Consider the following 17,154-nt stretch of genomic DNA (forward strand, 5'->3'; position numbering starts at 1 on the left):
GTGCTCCTTGGCGGTCAGCGCAGGAAGAAGTCGCTATAGCCCTTGCTGCGCAGGCCACGGCGATAGGCGATCGAGCTGCGGTCGGCCGGGATATGCACTTCCAACAGCGGGTCCAGCGGCAGGTATTCGGGGCGCTGCGCTTCGACCATGGCGCGGTCTTCCTCGAACACGCGCAGGTTGAAGGCGTGCACGTCCTCCACCGGCAGATGGGTGTCGAAGTTGCGCGCGATCGGCACCAGCAGGCGCGTCCTGTGCTTGGACACCGGGCTGGCCGCGTTCATGATTACCAGCCGCTTGCCCGGCACCGGGAAGTGGATGGTGAGGGTGGCGGTGAACGGCAGATGCACCTCGAAATGGCGCAGCCACTGGAAATCCGGGTCCACGTCCGGCAGCGGCATGTCCACCGAATAGTTGGCCACCGAGCTCAGGTAGTCGGCATTGAAGCCGGTCGGCGTCTCGGTGGTGGTGTAGGCCGGCACCTCGCGCTTGTCCGGCTGGGCAAAGGTGGCGGTGTGCACGAAGGCGAAATGCGCCACGTCAATGAAGCCCTCCAGCTGGCGCGCGGCACTGCCGCCGATGTCGAAGGCCGGGCAGACGATCTGCTGGAAGCCGTCCTCGTCCCAGCCAGGCATCGGTGGAATCTGCACCTCGGCCGCGCTGACGCCGGCCGGTTTGGCCAGGCACACCCAGATCAACCCGTAGCGCTCGGCCACCGCGTAGGTGTGCAGGCGCATCTTGGCCGGGATGTTCTGGCTGGGGCTGGCGGGGATGTGGTTGCAGCGCCCGCCCGAGCCGAAGCGCAGCCCGTGGTAGGCGCAGACCACGCCGCCGCCATCGGCGGTGCCCATGCTCAGCGGCACGCCGCGGTGCGGGCAGACATCGCGCGCGGCCACCAGTTCCTCGCCCAGCCGGTACAGCAACAGCGGCTCGTCCAGCAGGGTGGCCTTGAACGGCGCCTGCCCGACCTCGCTGCTCAGCGCCACCGCGTGCCAGTGCTGGGCCAGGCGCTGCCAGTCGGCGGCCTCGAAGGTGCAGTGCAGCGGCAGGGCGGGGACGGCGACATCCATGGGTCCAGTCTCTGGCGTAGGGCGGGAGCGGTGCCGGATTGACTCTAGGAAGCCGGGGGTGTGTTATCAAACATCGATTTTCAGCCAAGCCATTGCAAAAAATGCAACGCCAACCGAGCCCCGCCGCATGCTGACCTTTTCCCGCTTCACCCGTTACTTCATCGAAGTGGCCCGCTGCGGCAGCATCCGCAAGGCCTCCGACGTGCTGCACGTGTCGGCCTCGGCGATTGACCGGCAGATCCTCAAGGCCGAGGAAGAGCTGGGTGCGCAGCTGTTCGAACGCCTGCCGGGCCGGCTGCGGCTGACCGCCGCCGGCGAGCTGCTGCTGGTGGACGTGCGCGGCTGGGAGAAGGCCTACGCCCGCACGCTGGAGCGCTTCGACGAGCTCAAGGGGCTGCGCCGCGGGCATGTGGAGATCGCCATGATCGATGCGCTCAGCGAGGGCGTGGTGCCGGAAGCGGTGGCGGCGCTGGTGCAGGAGTACCCCGGCATCACCTTCAACCTGTCCACCGCGCGCAACCAGCGGGTGATGGAAATGGTGACCTCGGCCGATGTGGACATCGGCCTGCTGCTGGACCCGGTGAGCAGCGTGGACCTGGAGGTGCGCGCCTTTGCCGACATCCCGCTGGGGATTGCGATGCCGGTCGGCCACCCGCTCAGCACCCGCACCGAGCTGCAGCTGAGCGAAACGCTGGAACACCGCCTGCTGCTGCCGGCCGCTCCGCTGATCGTCGGCGAGCATGCCAAGGTGCTGTACCAGCGCCAGCATATCGACGTGAAGCGGCTGACCCACTGCAACGATGTGCGCACCCTGCGCGGGTTGGTGCGCGCCGGTGCCGGCGTGGGCCTGATGTCGTGGCTGGATGCCGCGCCGGATGTGGCCGATGGACGTCTGGCGTTCGTGCCGTTCCGCCGCCACCTGACCAAGCCGATGACGCTGGCACTGTGCGTGGCCCCGCAGCGGCAGCTGTCGCGCTCGGCGCTGCTGACGATCCAGGCGCTGGCGGCGAAGATCGATGCGATGGTGGTGCCGGTGGTGGGTTGAACCCCTTTCTCTCCTGGAAGAAGGGAGCACAGCCCCTCCCTGCGGGAGAGGGGTTGGGTTGGGGGACGGGGCGACGCCACATTGGGTGGTGGGTCATGCGAGGCTCCGCTCGCACCCGCATCCGGCGCTGCGCGCCAGCTTCTCCCGGCGGGGGAAGGGACGCGAAGCGCACACAACCCCCACTCGTTACACTTGCCCGGCTCTCCCCACACGACACCGCAATATGCAGTTGATCGATATCGGCGCCAACCTTACCCACGACTCCTTTGACCGCGACCGCGACGCCGTGCTGCAACGCGCACGCGACGCAGGCGTTGCGCAATTGGTGATCACCGGTGCCAGCCGCGAGCATTCGCCGCTGGCCTTGCAGCTGGCCCAGCAGCATCCCGGATTCCTCTACGCCACCGCCGGCGTGCACCCGCACCACGCAGTGGAGTTCACCGCCGAATGCGAGGCCGAAATGCGCACGCTGCAGGCGCACCCGCAGGTGGTGGCGGTGGGCGAATGCGGGCTGGATTATTTCCGCGATTTCGCCCCGCGTCCGGCCCAGCACAAGGCCTTCGAGCGCCAGCTGCAACTGGCTGCCGACAACGGCAAACCGCTGTTCCTGCATCAGCGCGAGGCGCACGACGATTTCCTGTCGATCATGCGCAGCTTCGATGGCCGGCTCGGCCCGGCGGTGGTGCATTGCTTCACCGGCACCCGCGAAGAACTGTTCGACTACCTGGACCGCGATTACTACATCGGCATCACCGGCTGGCTGTGCGACGAGCGCCGCGGCCTGCATCTGCGCGAGCTGGTACGCAACATCCCGGCCAACCGCTTGATGATCGAAACCGACGCGCCGTACCTGCTGCCGCGCACGCTCAAGCCGATGCCCAAGGACCGCCGCAACGAGCCGATGTTCCTGTCGCATATCGTCGAAGAACTCGCACGCGATCGTGGCGAGGAGGTGGCGCTGACCGCGGCCAACAGCACCGCGGCGGCGCGGGCGTTCTTCCGTCTGCCCGCGCCTGCAGCGGCGGCATGACCTGCGCGGCGTGGGCGATCACGCCGCCAGCAACTCCCAGCCCTGCGCATCGCGCAAGCGCAGCCCCGGTTGCGGTGCATCCACGCTGACCCGCACGCCGCTTGCCCACGGCAACTGCCGCTGCTGCGGAAACCAGCGCCGCGCCTGATCGACCACGATCAACAGGCCATCATCGTCGCCCAGCGCGGCAAAACCTTCGAGCGCCGGCGCAAACGGCCGCACGCCGAAGTGATGGGCGACGCTGCTGGTCACCACCGCGACATCGTTGCTGGGTAAGCCGATCTCGCTCACGCACAGCAACTCGTCGCCGTGGAACGCACCGTCGCCGGTGGCTACGTCCTGCACCGCCCGACGCGCGATCAACTCGAGTACCGCGCCGTCGGGGCCGGCGAAATACACCGATCGCGACTGCCATACGCCATCCAGTTGAAACTGCCGGCGGCCATGTGGATCGGCAAGCAGCTTGCTGCGCTCGCTGATCCACTGCGCAGCGGCGTCGAAGCGCGACGGCGCCACGTTGAACGCCAGATGCACGCTACCCACCGGCTGCTGCGCCTGCACGCACTCCAGGCTGCTCCAGCCGATGCGAATGCTGTTGCCGTGCTGCGGCAGCTGCAGTACCTCGCGATAGAAGCGCAGGCTGAGGTCGGGGTCCAGGCAGGGCAGCAACAGATGGCGAAGATGCATGGCGGGCGCAGGTGATGGAAGGTGCAGGCATTGAACGACCTCAATCGCGGTTGAGGTCAAGCGGTGTGCCTGGATGGTGTGCCCGGATTCGGCAGGGCAAGTGCGCGCGTCGGCAACGTGCATGCTGTCTGCAGCGAAGGCCCTGGCCGCGATGATGTCGCCAGGCAAGCAGCATTGCGGGCATGCGTGCTTCCACAGGATCAATGGCTTCGGGTGTGGCTGAGGGTGTGTGGATCAGATCTCGGCCCAAGAGAACCAGCGCCATCGCTGGTGGCAGGCAACCCAATCCAACATCTTTCCGCCTGGGCAGGTGTAGGAGCGCACTTGTGCGCGAGGGCGTTACCGGGAGAGCCACATCGCGCACAAGTGCGCTCCTACAACAACCGTGGTGCTGTCGGCTCAAGATCACCCTGGCTCACAGCACTTCCGCCAGGGCCAGCCTGGCCAGTGGCATCTGGCCTTCTGTTGGCAGGTAGGAGCGCACCTGTGCGCGAGGGCGTTACCGGTAGAGCCACATCGCGCACGGGTGCGCTCCTACAACAACCGTGGTGTTGTCGGCTCGAGATCAGCCGGGCTCACAGCACTTCCGCCAGTGCCCACAGATGCTGGACCAGCGGCGCGGTGTCCAGGGCGCCGGGCGCGACTGCCAGGGCCAGCCGGGCCAGCGGCATCTGGCCTTCGATATCCAGATAGCGCACGCCGGGCAGCTGCAGCTGCGCGGTGGAGGCGGGCACCACCGACACGCCCAGCTCGGCGGCGACCAGGTTGACGATGGACGACATCTGCGGCGCCTCCTGGGTGATGCGCAAGGTCACGCCGGATTGCCGGCAGGCGGCGAGGATCTCGTCGTACAGGCTGGACCCGAAGCTGCGCGGGAACAGGATGAACGGTTCGCCCGCCAGCGCCGCCAGTGGCGCGCTGTTGCGGGCGGCCAGCCGATGCGCGGTGGGCACGGCGATCTTCATCGGTTCGTCGGCAAAGCGCAGCAGTTGCAGGTCGGGCGGCGTGCTCAGGCCGTAGCGCACGAAGGCCGCGTCCAGGCGGCCATCGGCCAGGGCCAGCAGCAGCCCGGCGGTGTTGGTCTCTTCCAGCAACAGCTCGACCTGCGGCCATTGCCGGCGAAAGTCGCGGATCAGGTGCGGCACCACCGGGTTGAACGCGGCCGAGGCGGTGAAGCCCAGCCGCAGCCGGCCGGATTCGCCGCGCGCCACCCGCCGTGCGGTTTCCGCGGCGCGCTCCACATCGGCGAGCACGCGGCGCACCTCGACCAGGAAGGCCTCGCCGGCCGGGGTCAGCTCGGCGCCGCTGTGGGTGCGCCGGAACAGCGGCGTGCCCAGATCGCGCTCCAGCGCCTGGATCTGCTGGCTCAACGGCGGCTGGCCGATGCCGACCCGCGCTGCGGCGCGGGTGAAGTTGCCCTCCTCGGCGACAGCCAGGAAGTAGCGCAGGTGGCGAAGTTCCATGCTATCTGTTCTGCATATGGCAACTGCCACGATCATATATTGGACAGGGGGTCAGCGCAGGCGAATACTCGCCGTCCCACGTCTCGATGCTGCGCCTGTGTCCTCTCCTGATCGCCGCACCGGCAGCCTGCCGGGCGCTACCGCTGGCCTTGCCGACAACGCCGCCGCCGGTGCGCCCGCCAGCGGCCGCATCCGCCTGGCCCTGTTCCTGGCCGGCTTTGCCACCTTCTCGCTGCTGTACAGCGTGCAGCCAGTGCTGCCGGAGTTTGCACGCGCTTTTGGCGTGGACGCGGCCACCGCCTCGCTGCCGTTGTCGCTGGCCACCGGCGCGCTGGCCCTGGCGATCTTCTGTGCCGGCGCAGTGTCGGAGAACCTGGGCCGGCGCGGGCTGATGTTTGTGTCGATCGCGCTGGCCGCGGTGCTCAACCTGGTCGCCGCCTTCCTGCCGCACTGGGGCGCGCTGGTGCTGGTGCGCACCTTGTCCGGTATCGCGCTGGGCGGGGTGCCGGCGGTGGCGATGGTGTATCTGGGCGAGGAACTGCCGGCCAACAAGATGGGCGCGGCCACCGGCCTGTATGTGGCCGGCAATGCCTTCGGCGGCATGAGCGGGCGCATCGTGATGAGCGTGCTGACCGACCACTACGACTGGCGCACCGCACTGGCGGCGTTGAGCGTGTTCGACTTGCTGTGCGCGCTGGCGTTCTTCTGGTTGCTGCCGCCGTCGCGCAACTTCGTGCGCCGGCACGGCATCAACCTGCGCTTCCATCTGCGCGCCTGGGCCGGGCATCTGCGCGACCGCAACCTGCCGTTCCTGTTCGCGCTGCCGTTCCTGTTGATGGGCGTGTTCGTCTGCCTCTACAACTACGCCGGCTTCCGGCTGGGCGGGCCGGAATTCGGCCTGAGCCAGAGCCAGATCGGCATGATCTTCAGCGCCTATGTGTTCGGCATCGTCAGTTCGTCGGTGGCCGGTGCGGCGTCGGATCGCTTCGGGCGCGGCCCGGTGGTCACCACCGGCATCGTGCTGTGCATCCTCGGCGTGGCGCTGACCCTGGCGCATGTGCTGGCGCTGGTGGTGGCCGGCATCGTGTTGCTGACGATCGGCTTCTTCATTGCGCATTCGGCGGCCAGCGCGTGGGTGAGCCGGCTCGGCGGTGCGCACCGCAGTCACGCCGCATCGCTGTATCTGCTGGCGTATTACGCCGGCTCCAGCGTGATCGGCGCGCTTGGCGGCTGGTTCTGGCAACACGGTGGCTGGGGCGCGCTGGTCGGCATGTGCCTGACCTTGCTGGCGCTCGCCTTCGCCGCGGCCTACGTGCTGCGCCAGCGCGCCGACGACACGCGGCCGTACGGGCGCTTTGCGCCGCATCCTGCACGCGGCGAGTGATGCAGAGCGGCCGACGCGATCATCGGGTAGTGACCGTGGCCGACGTGGACACCCCCGCGCGTTGCATGCGCGTCTGCTCGGCAGGCAGGTTGGCGAATTCGGGATTCGGGATTCGTAAAGTCCGGTTCGCGCAGGTTGCCGACGGCAGCGCCTGCGGTGCGAGCGGTAGAAAGGCGTGAGAGGTGTGAGTCGCCTGGGATGAGTGGCCGCGCCGCCTGCCAAAACCACGCCGAGCGAGCGCGGCGATGCGGGCTGAGCAGCGTGATTGCGGTGCTTGCGCCGCATTGCAGGGGAGGGCGCAGGCGTCGTCTCCGCCGCCCCTCGCGCCACGTTGCCAGCAGCGCGCACGTCGCTCCAACTCGGCCAGTTGGCGCTCGATCGGGCCGGCGCGCCTGGGTGCCGCAAACCGCCGCATCCAGGCGCGCCGCTGTGCAAAGCATGCCGCATGTCGCATCTGGTACGACACGACAAAGCGACTAACGACACAACGACACCAAGCATCGCTGCCTACAGTGCGTAGTTCGCCATGATGCTCAGGTTGCTGTAACCGCCGGTGCCGCCGACCACGCGGATGAAGTAGCTGTCGGTAGCCGGCAATGCCAGCTGGACGCTCTGGGTAGTGCCAGGTCGCGTGGAGCTGTAGTCGGCATTGCTGCCGTCGGCACCGGGTGCGCGTGTGGTGCGCACATACAATTTGACCTGACCACGGCCGGAGAGCGTGCGGATCTGCAGATTGCGCGCATTGACCGGCACATCCAGGCGATACAGCGGGCCTTCGCCAGCGGTGGCGCTCACGGCGCTGATGGTCGCGCCGCGGCTGAGCAACACCGCCTGTTGCTCGCCACCACCGCTGGTGACGCCGGCCGCGCGGGCGACCGCGGCATTGGCATTGAGAATGCCGGCGCCGATGCGCAGCGTTGGCTTGACCGGGAACGGGATCGAGGTCTGGGTCAGGATCTCGCGCAGCCTGGCCGGTGTCGGGACCGGCTGGTTGTTGGCGACCGCTGCGCTGATGGCCAATGCCGCGACACCGGCCACGTGCGGTGCCGCCATCGACGTGCCGGAGTAGCCGGCATAGGAAGGCTCGCCCGGCGCGTGGGTGCCGCGATTGAGGCTGGACCAGATCAGCCCGGCGCGCACGGCGGTGCCGCTGGAGCCGTCGTCCGGGTACACGCCGCCGCCCGGGCCGGCCAGGGTCACGCTGTTGCCGTAGCTGGAGTAGAACGCCCGCTTGCCGGTGATGCCGGTGGCCGCCACGTTGATCACGCCGGGGCAACTGGCCGGCGTGGAGCCGCCGGCATCGATGCCGTCGTTGCCGGCGGCCACCACCACGGTGGTGCCACGCGCGATGGCGGCCGCGATCGCCTGCGCGGTGATGGTGTCGTTGCTGCAGATGCCAGGGCCGCCCAGGCTCATGTTGATCACTTCGGCCGGATTGGGATTGTCCGGCACGCCTGCCACACTGCCGCCGGAAGCCCAGACGATGGCGTCGGCGATATCGGCGGTGGTTCCGCCGCAATGACCCAGTGCGCGCACCGGCAGGATCCTGGCCTGGGGCGCGATGCCCACCATGCCCAGGGCGTTGTTGGTCAGCATTGCGATGGTGCCGGCCACGTGGGTGCCGTGCCAGGAGCTGTCGCTCTGCTGCCCCGGCGGTGCGCAACCGCCGTTGCTCTCCAGATACTTGTCGTCGCTGGTCCAGTCGCCGGTATCCCAGCCGCCGGCGACGCGGCCATCGCTGGCACGGCCGGAAATGAAGGCGTTGCTGATGAAGTCGTAACCGGCATCGGCCAGCGACAGGTCCAGATCCGGGTGCTGGGTGATGCCGGTGTCGATCACCGCCACCACCACGCCGCTGCCATCGCCGTACTGCCAGGCCGGCAGCAGATCGATGCCGCCGCGGTTGGCGTAGCTGGCGGTGTCCGGTGCGAGCGTTTCCAGATGACCATCCGGCGCGCGCAGGTGCCATTGCACCTCGAAGCCCGGATCGTTCGGCGGCGTGGCGATTGCGGCAACGGTGGCCATGGCGGTGCTGCGGATCGGCTGCAGCAGCAGGTTCGGTTCCACGTGCGCCACCGACGGATCGGCTTTCAGCGCCTGCATCACGCTGTCGAGCTGGGCATCGCTGAGGCGGCGGTTGGGGCGCACCAGATCGGCGCCGATGGCAAGCCGACGTACCCGCTGCAAACTGGGCGCGCTCTGGCGGTAATGGCTGGACCACTGCGTACGGGTGGCCGGCGCGGCCATGACCATACTCAGTCTGGCGGCTGCAGCATGGGGATCGCGGCGTTCGGTGCTGCCGTTGCGGTAGGTGACGATCAGGCCATCGTAAAAGCGCGATTGGCTGCCGCTGGAGAGTACCGACAATGGCGTGGAGGCCGATTGCGCGTGGGCGGCGGGAAGCGCAAGGCCCAGCGACAGGGACAGCAGCGCCGGTGCGAGGAGCGGGATACGGTTCGACATGAAGAAGTCTCTGGAAGAAACGCGGGGGGAGCAGGCGGGCGAGGGGGGCAGGCGGCTTACCAGCTGAAGCCGGCGCCGGCCGACACGCTCTTCTCGTTGCCGGCGAAGGCTCCGCCGATGGACACGCTGGCGCGATTGCCCAGCGCACGCTGATAACCGACCGCCAGCGCGCTTTCGCCGCCCTGCGAGCCGACGCCGACGCCCACCCGGTTGGCACCGGACAGGCCAGCGGTGTTCATTGCCATCCCCGCGTAGGCACCGCTGATCGCGCCCATGCGATCGATGCGCTGGTCCAGGCTGTGGAAGCGGCGGTCGGTGTCGCTGCGCAACGAGGCGAGGTTGGTGTCCCAGCTGTCGATGCGGTTGTCGGTATAGGCGTTGGCCGTGGCCACCGACGCTGCGTCGCCGGCCTGCAGCTGTTGCAGGTTGACCGCGTCGGTGGCGGCCGTGCCGGCGGCGACATTGACCACCTGGCGCTCTGCACCGGCACTGCCCACCGATACCGTGTTGGCGCGGTTGGCCACCGCATTGCGGCCCAGCGCCACGGCGTTGTCGGCGCTCACCGCCGCACCCTGGCCGATCGCGGTGCCGGAGGCGGCGCCGACGCTGGCACTTTCGCCCACCGCCACCGCATTGGTGGCGGTGGCGGCGATGCTGGTATTGGCGCCAACGGCGGTGCTGCCGTCGGCATTGACGCGGGCATTGGCGCCCAGCGCGGTGTCGTTGGGGCCGTAGGCCAGTGCGCTGGTGCCCACGGCCATGCCGTTTTCCCCATTGGCAACCGCATTGGAGCCGATCGCCACCGCGTTGGTACCGGCGCCGATCTGCGCATCGCTGCCGCTGCCGCCCACCGCGACCGTGCCGCTGTTGGCGCCGCCGCTGTCCAGGCCGTTCAGTGCCTGATCCAGGGCGGTCATCGCCGCACCGACGCTGGCGTAGCTGGTGCCCTGAATCAGATACGTGCCGCCGACCAGGACGCCGTTGTCGAGTACCGAGCCGGCGCCAAGCGCAGTGGCGATGCTCTGCAGTTGCGAAACGTTGACCGCATCGGTGGCAGCGGTGCCGGCCGCCACATGGGTCAACTGACGCTCGGCGCCTTCACTGCCGAACGCCACGCTGTCGGCGCGCTCGGCCGAGGAACCCGCACCCAGCGCAACACTGTTGGATGCCGGCGCCGAGGCGTTGAAGCCCACAGCCAGTGTGTTTTCACCCAACGCGGTGGCGCCGCTGCCCAGTGCGACCGCACCGCTGCCGTTGGCGCTGGCGATCGAGCCCAGCGCCAGCGCGTAGTCGCCGTCGGCAAACGCGCTGTCGCCGATCGACACGCTACTCAGGCTGGTGGCGATGGCGTGGGCACCGATGGCGATACTCAGTTCGGCATCGGCATGGCTGTCGAAGCCCAACGCGGTGCCGTAGTCGGCCAGCGACCAGGCGCCCGCGCCAACGGTGGTGCTGCCGATGCCATTGGCCTGCGCGGGGATGTTGGCATTGCTGGCGCCGATGGCCACGCTCTGCTGGCCGGCCGCCGACGCAGCATCGCCGATGGCGATCCCGCCATCGCCGGTAGCGCCGGCGCCGTAACCGATGGCGATGCCGAAGAAGCCGGACGCGGTGCTGAAACCGCCCTGGCTGATTGCACCGACGCCGCTGGCGGTGGCGGCGTAACCGGCGGCCAGCGATTGCTCGGCCTCGGCGCGCGAGGAGCTGCCCAGCGCGGTGGCGTATTGGGCATTGGCATCGGCCGAAGCCCCGACCGCCACGGCACTGTCGCCGCCGGCACTGGAGGCCCAGCCAAGCGCGGCGGCGGAAGCTCCGCTGGATTGGGCAAAGGTGCCCACCGCCAGCGAGCCGAAGCCGGTGCTGGTGGCGCCCTGCGCATCGCCGAAGCCGCTGCCGAAGAAACTGCCGCCGATCGCGATCGACGAGGTACCGCTTGCCAGCGCACCGTCGCCCATGGCGATGGCCGCGTCCGCCGAGGCGGTGCTGTGATGGCCGACGGCCACCGCCCAACCGCCGCTGGCGTCCGCACGCGGACCGACCGCCACTGCGCGCGTTCCGGCGGCCACGGCGCTGTCGCTGCCATCGTTGAGCCCTTCGGCCTGGAAGTAATACTCGGCCGCCTGCGCGGACAGCGGCGTCACATTGTCGTTGGGGTCAGTGGCGTCATTCGATTCGACCGGTTCGCTCACGGTGCTGGCATCGGTCGGCGCTGCGGACACTGCCGCTGTTGCGGCGGTCGGCGTCGTCTGCGCAAACGCCGCCGAACTGGCCAGCGCCAGCAACAGGCCGGCGGTCAACAGGCTGTAAGACAATTGCGCAACGATGGGGGCGGCGCCGGACAGACATGGTGCCGGTAACGGACGGAGCGTAGACATGCGAAACACCTGGGCTGGTGCCGTCGGTGACGGCGGTGGGGAATTTACCCGCGATTAAGTCAGCCGGGTTTTCGCCGATCAATGCGCGAAGACTCACGCCCGTTTCACGCTAGACTCACCGCCATGCCAGTGCCGGTGCGATGCCTTTCACAAATGCGGTCACTGAGTTGGCTGCAACGCTGCTGGCGTAGCGCAGCGGTTTGGTTGCGCCGGGTGCCGGTACGCGACCCGGTGGATCGCCGCAATGCACCTGCGCTGCAACTGTTGCTGTTGTATCTGGGCCTGGAGATCCCGCTCAACAAGCTGTACATCCTGCTCAACGCCAGACTGCAGATGACGACCGTGCAGTTGGCGGTGGACCTGGGCACCGACGCGGCGATCGCCCTCGCGGCCTGGTACGGCATCTGGCGCATCCGCCAGGGCGCAGTGAAACCGGCGATCGGCATGTTCATCACGGTGGTGCTGTGCTCGGCGGTAATCGCCAATGTGGCATTCGGTTATCAATTGCAGGCCTTCGACCCGTTCCCGCTGCTGCTGCTGACCCTGGCGGCATTGGTGATCGGGCGGCGCGCGCTGTGGAGCGTCTATGCGTGCATCGCCCTGGTGTTTCTGCTGGGCATGGCCAGCCCGTGGGGACGCAATCCGCAGGACGGGCGCAGCCCGTTCCAGAATCTGCCGTCGCTGGCGATGAGCTATCTGATGGTCACCCTGGTGCTGGATCGCAGCGTGGCGGCGCTGCGCGAAAGCCTGCACCGTGCGCGGCGTACCGCGGCGCGCCTACAGGTGGAAATCCGCGAGCGCGAGCAGGCGCAGCAGCGCGTGCTGCATCTGCAGAAAATCGAATCGGTGGGCCAGCTGGCCAGTGGCGTGTCGCACGACTTCAACAACATCCTCGGCGCGATCCTGGGATACGCCGAGCAGCGCCATCGCCTGCACGAACTGGACTTCGACCCGCCGCGCGATGCCGTGGCGATGGCCGAGGCGCTGGAAGGCATTGCCCTGGCCGCGCAGCGCGGCAGCACCATCAGCGGCAAGCTGCTCAGCTTCAGCCGACGCGATCTGGCAGTGCCAACGCACTTCGATGCGGCGCAGGCGGTGCAGGCGATCGCCCCCATGCTGGCGCACCTGCTCGGCGCGCACGTGCGACTGCAGGTGGACACCTGCGCAGCGCCGGTGCCGGTCTGTCTGGACCGCAGCCAGTTCGACCTGGTCATGCTCAACTTCGCCGCCAATGCACGTGATGCGATGCCCGATGGCGGCAATTTCAGCGTACGGGTGTCGCGGCAGCACACGATGGTCCGCATTGCCTTGGTCGATACCGGCCACGGCATGCCGGCCGAGGTATTGGCGCAGGTATTCGAGCCGTTCTTCACCACCAAGCCGGTCGGCAAGGGCACCGGTCTGGGCCTGGCAGTGGCGCACGAACTTGTGCTGCAGGCCGGCGGCTTGCTGAGTGTGGACAGTGTGCCGGGCGCAGGCACGCAGTTCGTCATGAGCCTGCCGTTGGTGCCCGCACCTGCGGCATGAGCAGGTAGCCGGCGCCGCGCACGGAGGTCAGCGGCAATGCGGTGCCGCTGCGCTCCAGCACCTTGTGGCGCAGCCGATGCAGCAATGCATCCAGCCGGTGCGGATCGATCTCGATGCCCAGGCTGCCGCCCAGCGCGGTCAGCAGCGCGCTGCGGCTCACCAGCCGCCCGGACGACTGCCACAGGCACTGCAGCACCAATCGTTCCGAGCCGGTCAACGGCACGGCGCTGCCATCTGGCGCGAACAGGCACCAGCCGTCGTCCTGCAGCTGCCAGGCATCGGGCGCGGCAGTCGCGGGTACGCTCGGTGCGTCTGCCGCCCCTCGCGGCAGACGCCGCGCCACGCTGAACAGCGTGGCAGCCAGCATCTCGATCTCCACCGGCTTGACCAGGTACGCATCGGCGCCCTGGCTCAGCCCGCGTAGCCGGTCGGGTTGATCGCCGCGCCCGCTCAGGATCACGATGCCCAATGCCGGGCGCATCGCCTGCAACTGCCGGGTCAAGCCAAAACCGTCGCCATCGGGCAGGCCAATGTCGAGCACGATTAACTCCACGCTTGCGCTGCGCAATAGCGCAAGCAATGCCCGGATGGTGCGTAACGCAATCACTTCGAAACCGTGGCGTTGCAATCCTGGCAACAACACCCGCTCGCGCAGCACGTCGTCGTCTTCCAGCAACGCCACGCGCAAGGGCGCATACGCGACAGGCGGCGGAGCGTCCGGGCGGCGGGCGTTGCTCACAATGCGAAGAACAGATGAATGTCGGAGTCCCGGTGCGGTGCGTCGCGCAGGTGGTGCGCATGCTGCGCCGCGCGCGACACGGTTTCGTTTGCGCGGCAGCCCGACAGTAGCCAGTTTCCCGGGCGCTTTCAATGCGGTCCAGTCCGCAGCACGCAGTGCGATGCCGGCATGCATGCGATGATCCGCCGCGTTGCCAAGGTCAAGGTGGTACATGCATGTCCGATTCGATGCTCAGCGATTTCGTGCAACGCCATCGCCGCCTGTTCGTGCTCACCGGCGCCGGTTGCAGCACCGATTCGGGCATTCCCGATTACCGCGATCTGCAAGGCGGCTGGAAGCGTCCGCAACCGGTGACGTTCCAGGCCTTCATGGGCGAGCTGTCCACGCGGCAGCGGTATTGGGCGCGCAGCCTGGTCGGCTGGCCGCGCTTCGGGCTGGCGCAACCCAATGCCACCCATCACGCATTGGCCACACTGGAAGCGCGCGGCCAGCTGGAACTGCTGCTGACGCAAAACGTGGACCGCCTGCATCAGGCCGCCGGCAGTGAGGCGGTGATCGATCTGCATGGCCGGCTCGATGTGGTGCGCTGCATGGGTTGCGAGCGGCGCATGCCCCGTACCGAATTCCAGCTGCTGCTCGAGCACGCCAACCCCGGCTGGGCCGACCTGGACGCGGCACAGGCGCCCGATGGCGATGCGGACCTGGACGATGTGGCCTTCGACAGTTTTGTGGTGCCGCCGTGCCCGGTGTGCGGCGGTGTGCTGAAGCCGGATGTGGTGTTCTTTGGCGAGAACGTGCCGCGCGAGCGCGTGGAGCGCGCATTTGCGCATCTGCAGGCGGCCGATGCGGTGCTGGTGGTGGGCTCGTCGCTGATGGTGTATTCGGGTTTTCGTTTCGTGCAGACCGCTGCACGCAACGGCCTGCCGATCGCCGCGCTCAACTTCGGGCGCACCCGCGCGGACGAGCTGCTCAGCCTGAAGGTCGAACAGTCGTGCGCGCAGGCGCTGGCGTTCCTGCACACCCCGTTCGATCCACTGCGTGCACGCAGCGTCAACGACGCCAGTGCGCGTTCGGCATGACGCAGTGATCCATCGCAGCGGTTGTGCCCACGCGCGTGGCGCAGTGCAATGGGCATCCCCGTGTCATCTGTGGATGCCCCCTTGAGCCAGCTGTTCTCCCCCATCCGCTTCGGTCCGCTTGCGCTCGCCAACCGGATCGTCATCGCCCCGATGTGCCAGTACTCCGCACAGGACGGCCGCGCCAGCGATTGGCACCGCATCCATCTGGGCACCTTGTCGCAATCCGGTGCCGGCCTGCTGATCCTGGAAGCGGCCGCGGTGCAGCCGCAGGGGCGCATCTCCTACGCCGACCTCGGCTTGTACGACGATGCCACCGAGCAGGCGCTGGGCGAGGTGCTGGACTCGGTGCGGCGGTGGTCGCCGATGCCGATCGGCATCCAACTGGCGCACGCCGGGCGCAAGGCCTCCACCGATCTGCCGTGGAACGGCGGCGAGGCCATCGCGCCGGATCACGCGCATGGCTGGCAGACCGTGTCCGCATCGGCGCTGGCGTTCCGTGACGGTCAGCCGTTGCCGCAGGCACTGGACCAGGCCGGCATCGATGCGGTGGTGCAGGCCTTTGTCGATGCAGCACGGCGCGCCGAACGCCTGGGCCTGGCGCTGATCGAGCTGCATGCCGCGCATGGCTATCTGATGCATCAGTTCCTGTCGCCGCTGAGCAATCAGCGCAGCGATGCGTATGGCGGTTCGCTGGAAAACCGCATGCGGCTGACGCTGCGCATCTTCGACGCAGTGCGCGCGGCGGTGTCGGACAAGCTCGCCATCGGCGTGCGCATCTCTGCCACCGATTGGGTGGAGGGCGGCTGGGATCTCGAGCAGAGCATCGCCTTGTCCAAGGCGCTGGATGCGCGCGGTGCGCACTACATCCATGTCTCCAGCGGCGGGCTGGATCCGCGCCAGCAGATTCCGGTGCAGGCGGGCTATCAGATCCCGTTTGCGCAGCAGATCAAGGCGCAGGTCAGCACGCCGGTGATCGGTGTGGGCCTGATCACCGAGCCGGCGCAGGCCGAGGCGATCCTGCAGGACGGCCAGGCCGACGCGATCGCGCTGGCGCGCGGCATCCTGTACGACCCGCGCTGGCCGTGGCATGCCGCTGCCGCACTGGGCGCATCGGTCACGCCCTCGCCGCAATACCTGCGCTGCGAGCCACGCGATGCGCGTGGCGTATTCGCCAGCTGATCCATCCGATAGACGTCATAACGAACAAGGACAACGCATGCCGATAGGATTTCTGGGCTTGGGGACGATGGGCCTGCCGATGGCGCACAACCTGCTGCGCGGCGGTTTCGAACTGCGTGTGTGGAATCGCTCGCCGGAGCGCGCGCAGTCGCTGCGCGATACAGGTGCCACGGTGGTGGATGCACCGCGCGACGCCGCGCACGGCCCGTTGCTGTTTTCGATGCTGGCCGACGACAACGCGGTGCGTGCCACCGTGCTGGAGCAAGGCGTGCTGGACGCGCTGCCGGCCGGCAGCGTGCACGTCAACATGGCCACCATCTCGGTGGCACTGGCGCACGAGCTGACCGCCCTGCATGCCGAGCGCGGCGTGGCCTACGTGGCCGCACCGGTACTCGGCCGGGTCGATGTGGCCGAAGCCGGCAAGCTCAACATTCTGGCCGCCGGCGACGAGGCGGCGCTGGCGCGCGTGCAGCCAATGTTCGATGTGCTCGGTCAACGCACCTGGGAGATCGGCCACACCCCCGAGCAGGCCAATGCGGTCAAGCTGGCGGTCAACTTCTGCCTGGCCAGCGCGATCGGCGCCATGGCCGAAGCCAGCACGCTGGCACGCGGCCACGGCGTGGACGCCACCCAGTTCCTGGGCATGCTCACCAGCACCTTGTTCGCCGCGCCCGCGTACCAGGGCTACGGCCGCCTGATCATGCAGCGCGAATACCTGCCCGCCGGCTTCACCGCCACCCTGGGCCGCAAGGATGTGGATCTGGCGATCCAGGCCGGCGCCGACAAGCAGGTACCGATGCCGCTGGGCGAGTTGTTGCGCGCCGGGCTGGACGAGGCCATCGCGCATGGCGACGGCAACGCCGACTGGGCGGTGCTGGCAGAGGTATCGGCGCGGCGGGCCGGGCAGGCCTGATCGCCGCCTCCGCAAAGCGGAGCTAGCCGCTCTCCCGTCCCGGCGGGGCGGCACGGCTTGCGCGTCACTGGCGCGCGTGCCTCGGAGTGCCCGCGCGGCTGGCGCGGGCCGGGGCGCGGAGCAGGGGTTGGGGTGAGGGGGCGAGGCGACGCCACGTGCAGCAGATTTCGCACGCCGTCGGCTCCATCTGCTCCCCACTCTCA

At 68.5% G+C, this 17,154-nt stretch carries 13 protein-coding genes; 7 read left to right on the plus strand and 6 right to left on the minus strand.

What is annotated here, in order from left to right; translation table 11 throughout:
• Positions 1-14: 14 nt before the first annotated feature.
• Entirely contained in the window at positions 15-1,067 is a 1,053-nt protein-coding gene (locus tag XARJCFBP2528_RS07700) for an aromatic ring-hydroxylating oxygenase subunit alpha (protein ID WP_016901443.1), read from the minus strand.
• Between the two features lie 127 nt (positions 1,068-1,194).
• On the opposite strand from XARJCFBP2528_RS07700, the gene XARJCFBP2528_RS07705 reads away from it, so the two are divergent.
• Together XARJCFBP2528_RS07705 and XARJCFBP2528_RS07710 are read left to right on the plus strand one after the other, a co-directional pair.
• A complete protein-coding gene (locus XARJCFBP2528_RS07705) occupies positions 1,195-2,112 on the plus strand; it encodes a LysR family transcriptional regulator (protein ID WP_016901444.1) in 918 nt (305 codons plus the stop codon).
• A 223-nt stretch (positions 2,113-2,335) separates the two neighbouring features.
• The gene (locus XARJCFBP2528_RS07710; protein ID WP_016901445.1) at positions 2,336-3,142 is read left to right on the plus strand and encodes a TatD family hydrolase; all 807 of its coding nucleotides are present in this window, start codon (positions 2,336-2,338) and stop codon (positions 3,140-3,142) included.
• An 18-nt stretch (positions 3,143-3,160) separates the two neighbouring features.
• Here the strand turns inward: XARJCFBP2528_RS07710 and XARJCFBP2528_RS07715 are convergent, their stop codons facing one another.
• Both XARJCFBP2528_RS07715 and XARJCFBP2528_RS07720 read right to left on the minus strand, forming a co-directional pair.
• Complete coding sequence (locus XARJCFBP2528_RS07715; protein WP_016901447.1) at positions 3,161-3,829, minus strand: VOC family protein; 669 nt, start codon at positions 3,827-3,829, stop codon at positions 3,161-3,163.
• A 575-nt stretch (positions 3,830-4,404) separates the two neighbouring features.
• A complete protein-coding gene (locus tag XARJCFBP2528_RS07720) occupies positions 4,405-5,292 on the minus strand; it encodes a LysR family transcriptional regulator (protein ID WP_016901450.1) in 888 nt (295 codons plus the stop codon).
• 97 nt (positions 5,293-5,389) lie between these two features.
• On the opposite strand from XARJCFBP2528_RS07720, the gene XARJCFBP2528_RS07725 reads away from it, so the two are divergent.
• Complete coding sequence (locus XARJCFBP2528_RS07725) at positions 5,390-6,676, plus strand: MFS transporter (RefSeq protein WP_016901452.1); 1,287 nt, start codon at positions 5,390-5,392, stop codon at positions 6,674-6,676.
• Between the two features lie 507 nt (positions 6,677-7,183).
• Here XARJCFBP2528_RS07725 and XARJCFBP2528_RS07730 read toward each other — a convergent pair.
• Complete coding sequence (locus XARJCFBP2528_RS07730) at positions 7,184-9,139, minus strand: S8 family serine peptidase (RefSeq protein WP_016901454.1); 1,956 nt, start codon at positions 9,137-9,139, stop codon at positions 7,184-7,186.
• A 56-nt stretch (positions 9,140-9,195) separates the two neighbouring features.
• Positions 9,196-11,514 (minus strand): YadA family autotransporter adhesin, encoded by a 2,319-nt coding sequence (locus XARJCFBP2528_RS07735; protein WP_026064094.1) that lies wholly within the window; start codon positions 11,512-11,514, stop codon positions 9,196-9,198.
• Between the two features lie 213 nt (positions 11,515-11,727).
• Here XARJCFBP2528_RS07735 and XARJCFBP2528_RS07740 point away from each other — a divergent pair, with 213 nt between their 5' ends.
• On the plus strand, positions 11,728-13,041 hold the full coding sequence (locus XARJCFBP2528_RS07740; protein WP_230673752.1) for a sensor histidine kinase: 1,314 nt from the start codon (positions 11,728-11,730) through the stop codon (positions 13,039-13,041).
• Here XARJCFBP2528_RS07740 and XARJCFBP2528_RS07745 read toward each other — a convergent pair.
• Complete coding sequence (locus tag XARJCFBP2528_RS07745) at positions 13,004-13,780, minus strand: response regulator transcription factor (RefSeq protein ID WP_016901462.1); 777 nt, start codon at positions 13,778-13,780, stop codon at positions 13,004-13,006. The genes XARJCFBP2528_RS07740 and XARJCFBP2528_RS07745 overlap by 38 nt on opposite strands.
• A 215-nt stretch (positions 13,781-13,995) precedes the next feature.
• On the opposite strand from XARJCFBP2528_RS07745, the gene XARJCFBP2528_RS07750 reads away from it, so the two are divergent.
• Genes XARJCFBP2528_RS07750 through XARJCFBP2528_RS07760 form a run of 3 tightly spaced genes read left to right on the plus strand, consistent with a single transcriptional unit; the run spans position 13,996 to position 16,951 of the window.
• Positions 13,996-14,859, plus strand: a complete 864-nt coding sequence (locus XARJCFBP2528_RS07750) for an NAD-dependent protein deacetylase (RefSeq protein ID WP_016901465.1) — start codon at positions 13,996-13,998, stop codon at positions 14,857-14,859.
• 60 nt (positions 14,860-14,919) lie between these two features.
• Entirely contained in the window at positions 14,920-16,038 is a 1,119-nt protein-coding gene (locus tag XARJCFBP2528_RS07755; protein ID WP_026064095.1) for an NADH:flavin oxidoreductase/NADH oxidase, read from the plus strand.
• Between the two features lie 37 nt (positions 16,039-16,075).
• Entirely contained in the window at positions 16,076-16,951 is an 876-nt protein-coding gene (locus XARJCFBP2528_RS07760; RefSeq protein WP_026064096.1) for an NAD(P)-dependent oxidoreductase, read from the plus strand.
• Positions 16,952-17,154: the final 203 nt, after the last annotated feature.

Origin of the sequence: Xanthomonas arboricola pv. juglandis, assembly GCF_001013475.1 — a bacterium.
Lineage (GTDB): Bacteria > Pseudomonadota > Gammaproteobacteria > Xanthomonadales > Xanthomonadaceae > Xanthomonas > Xanthomonas arboricola.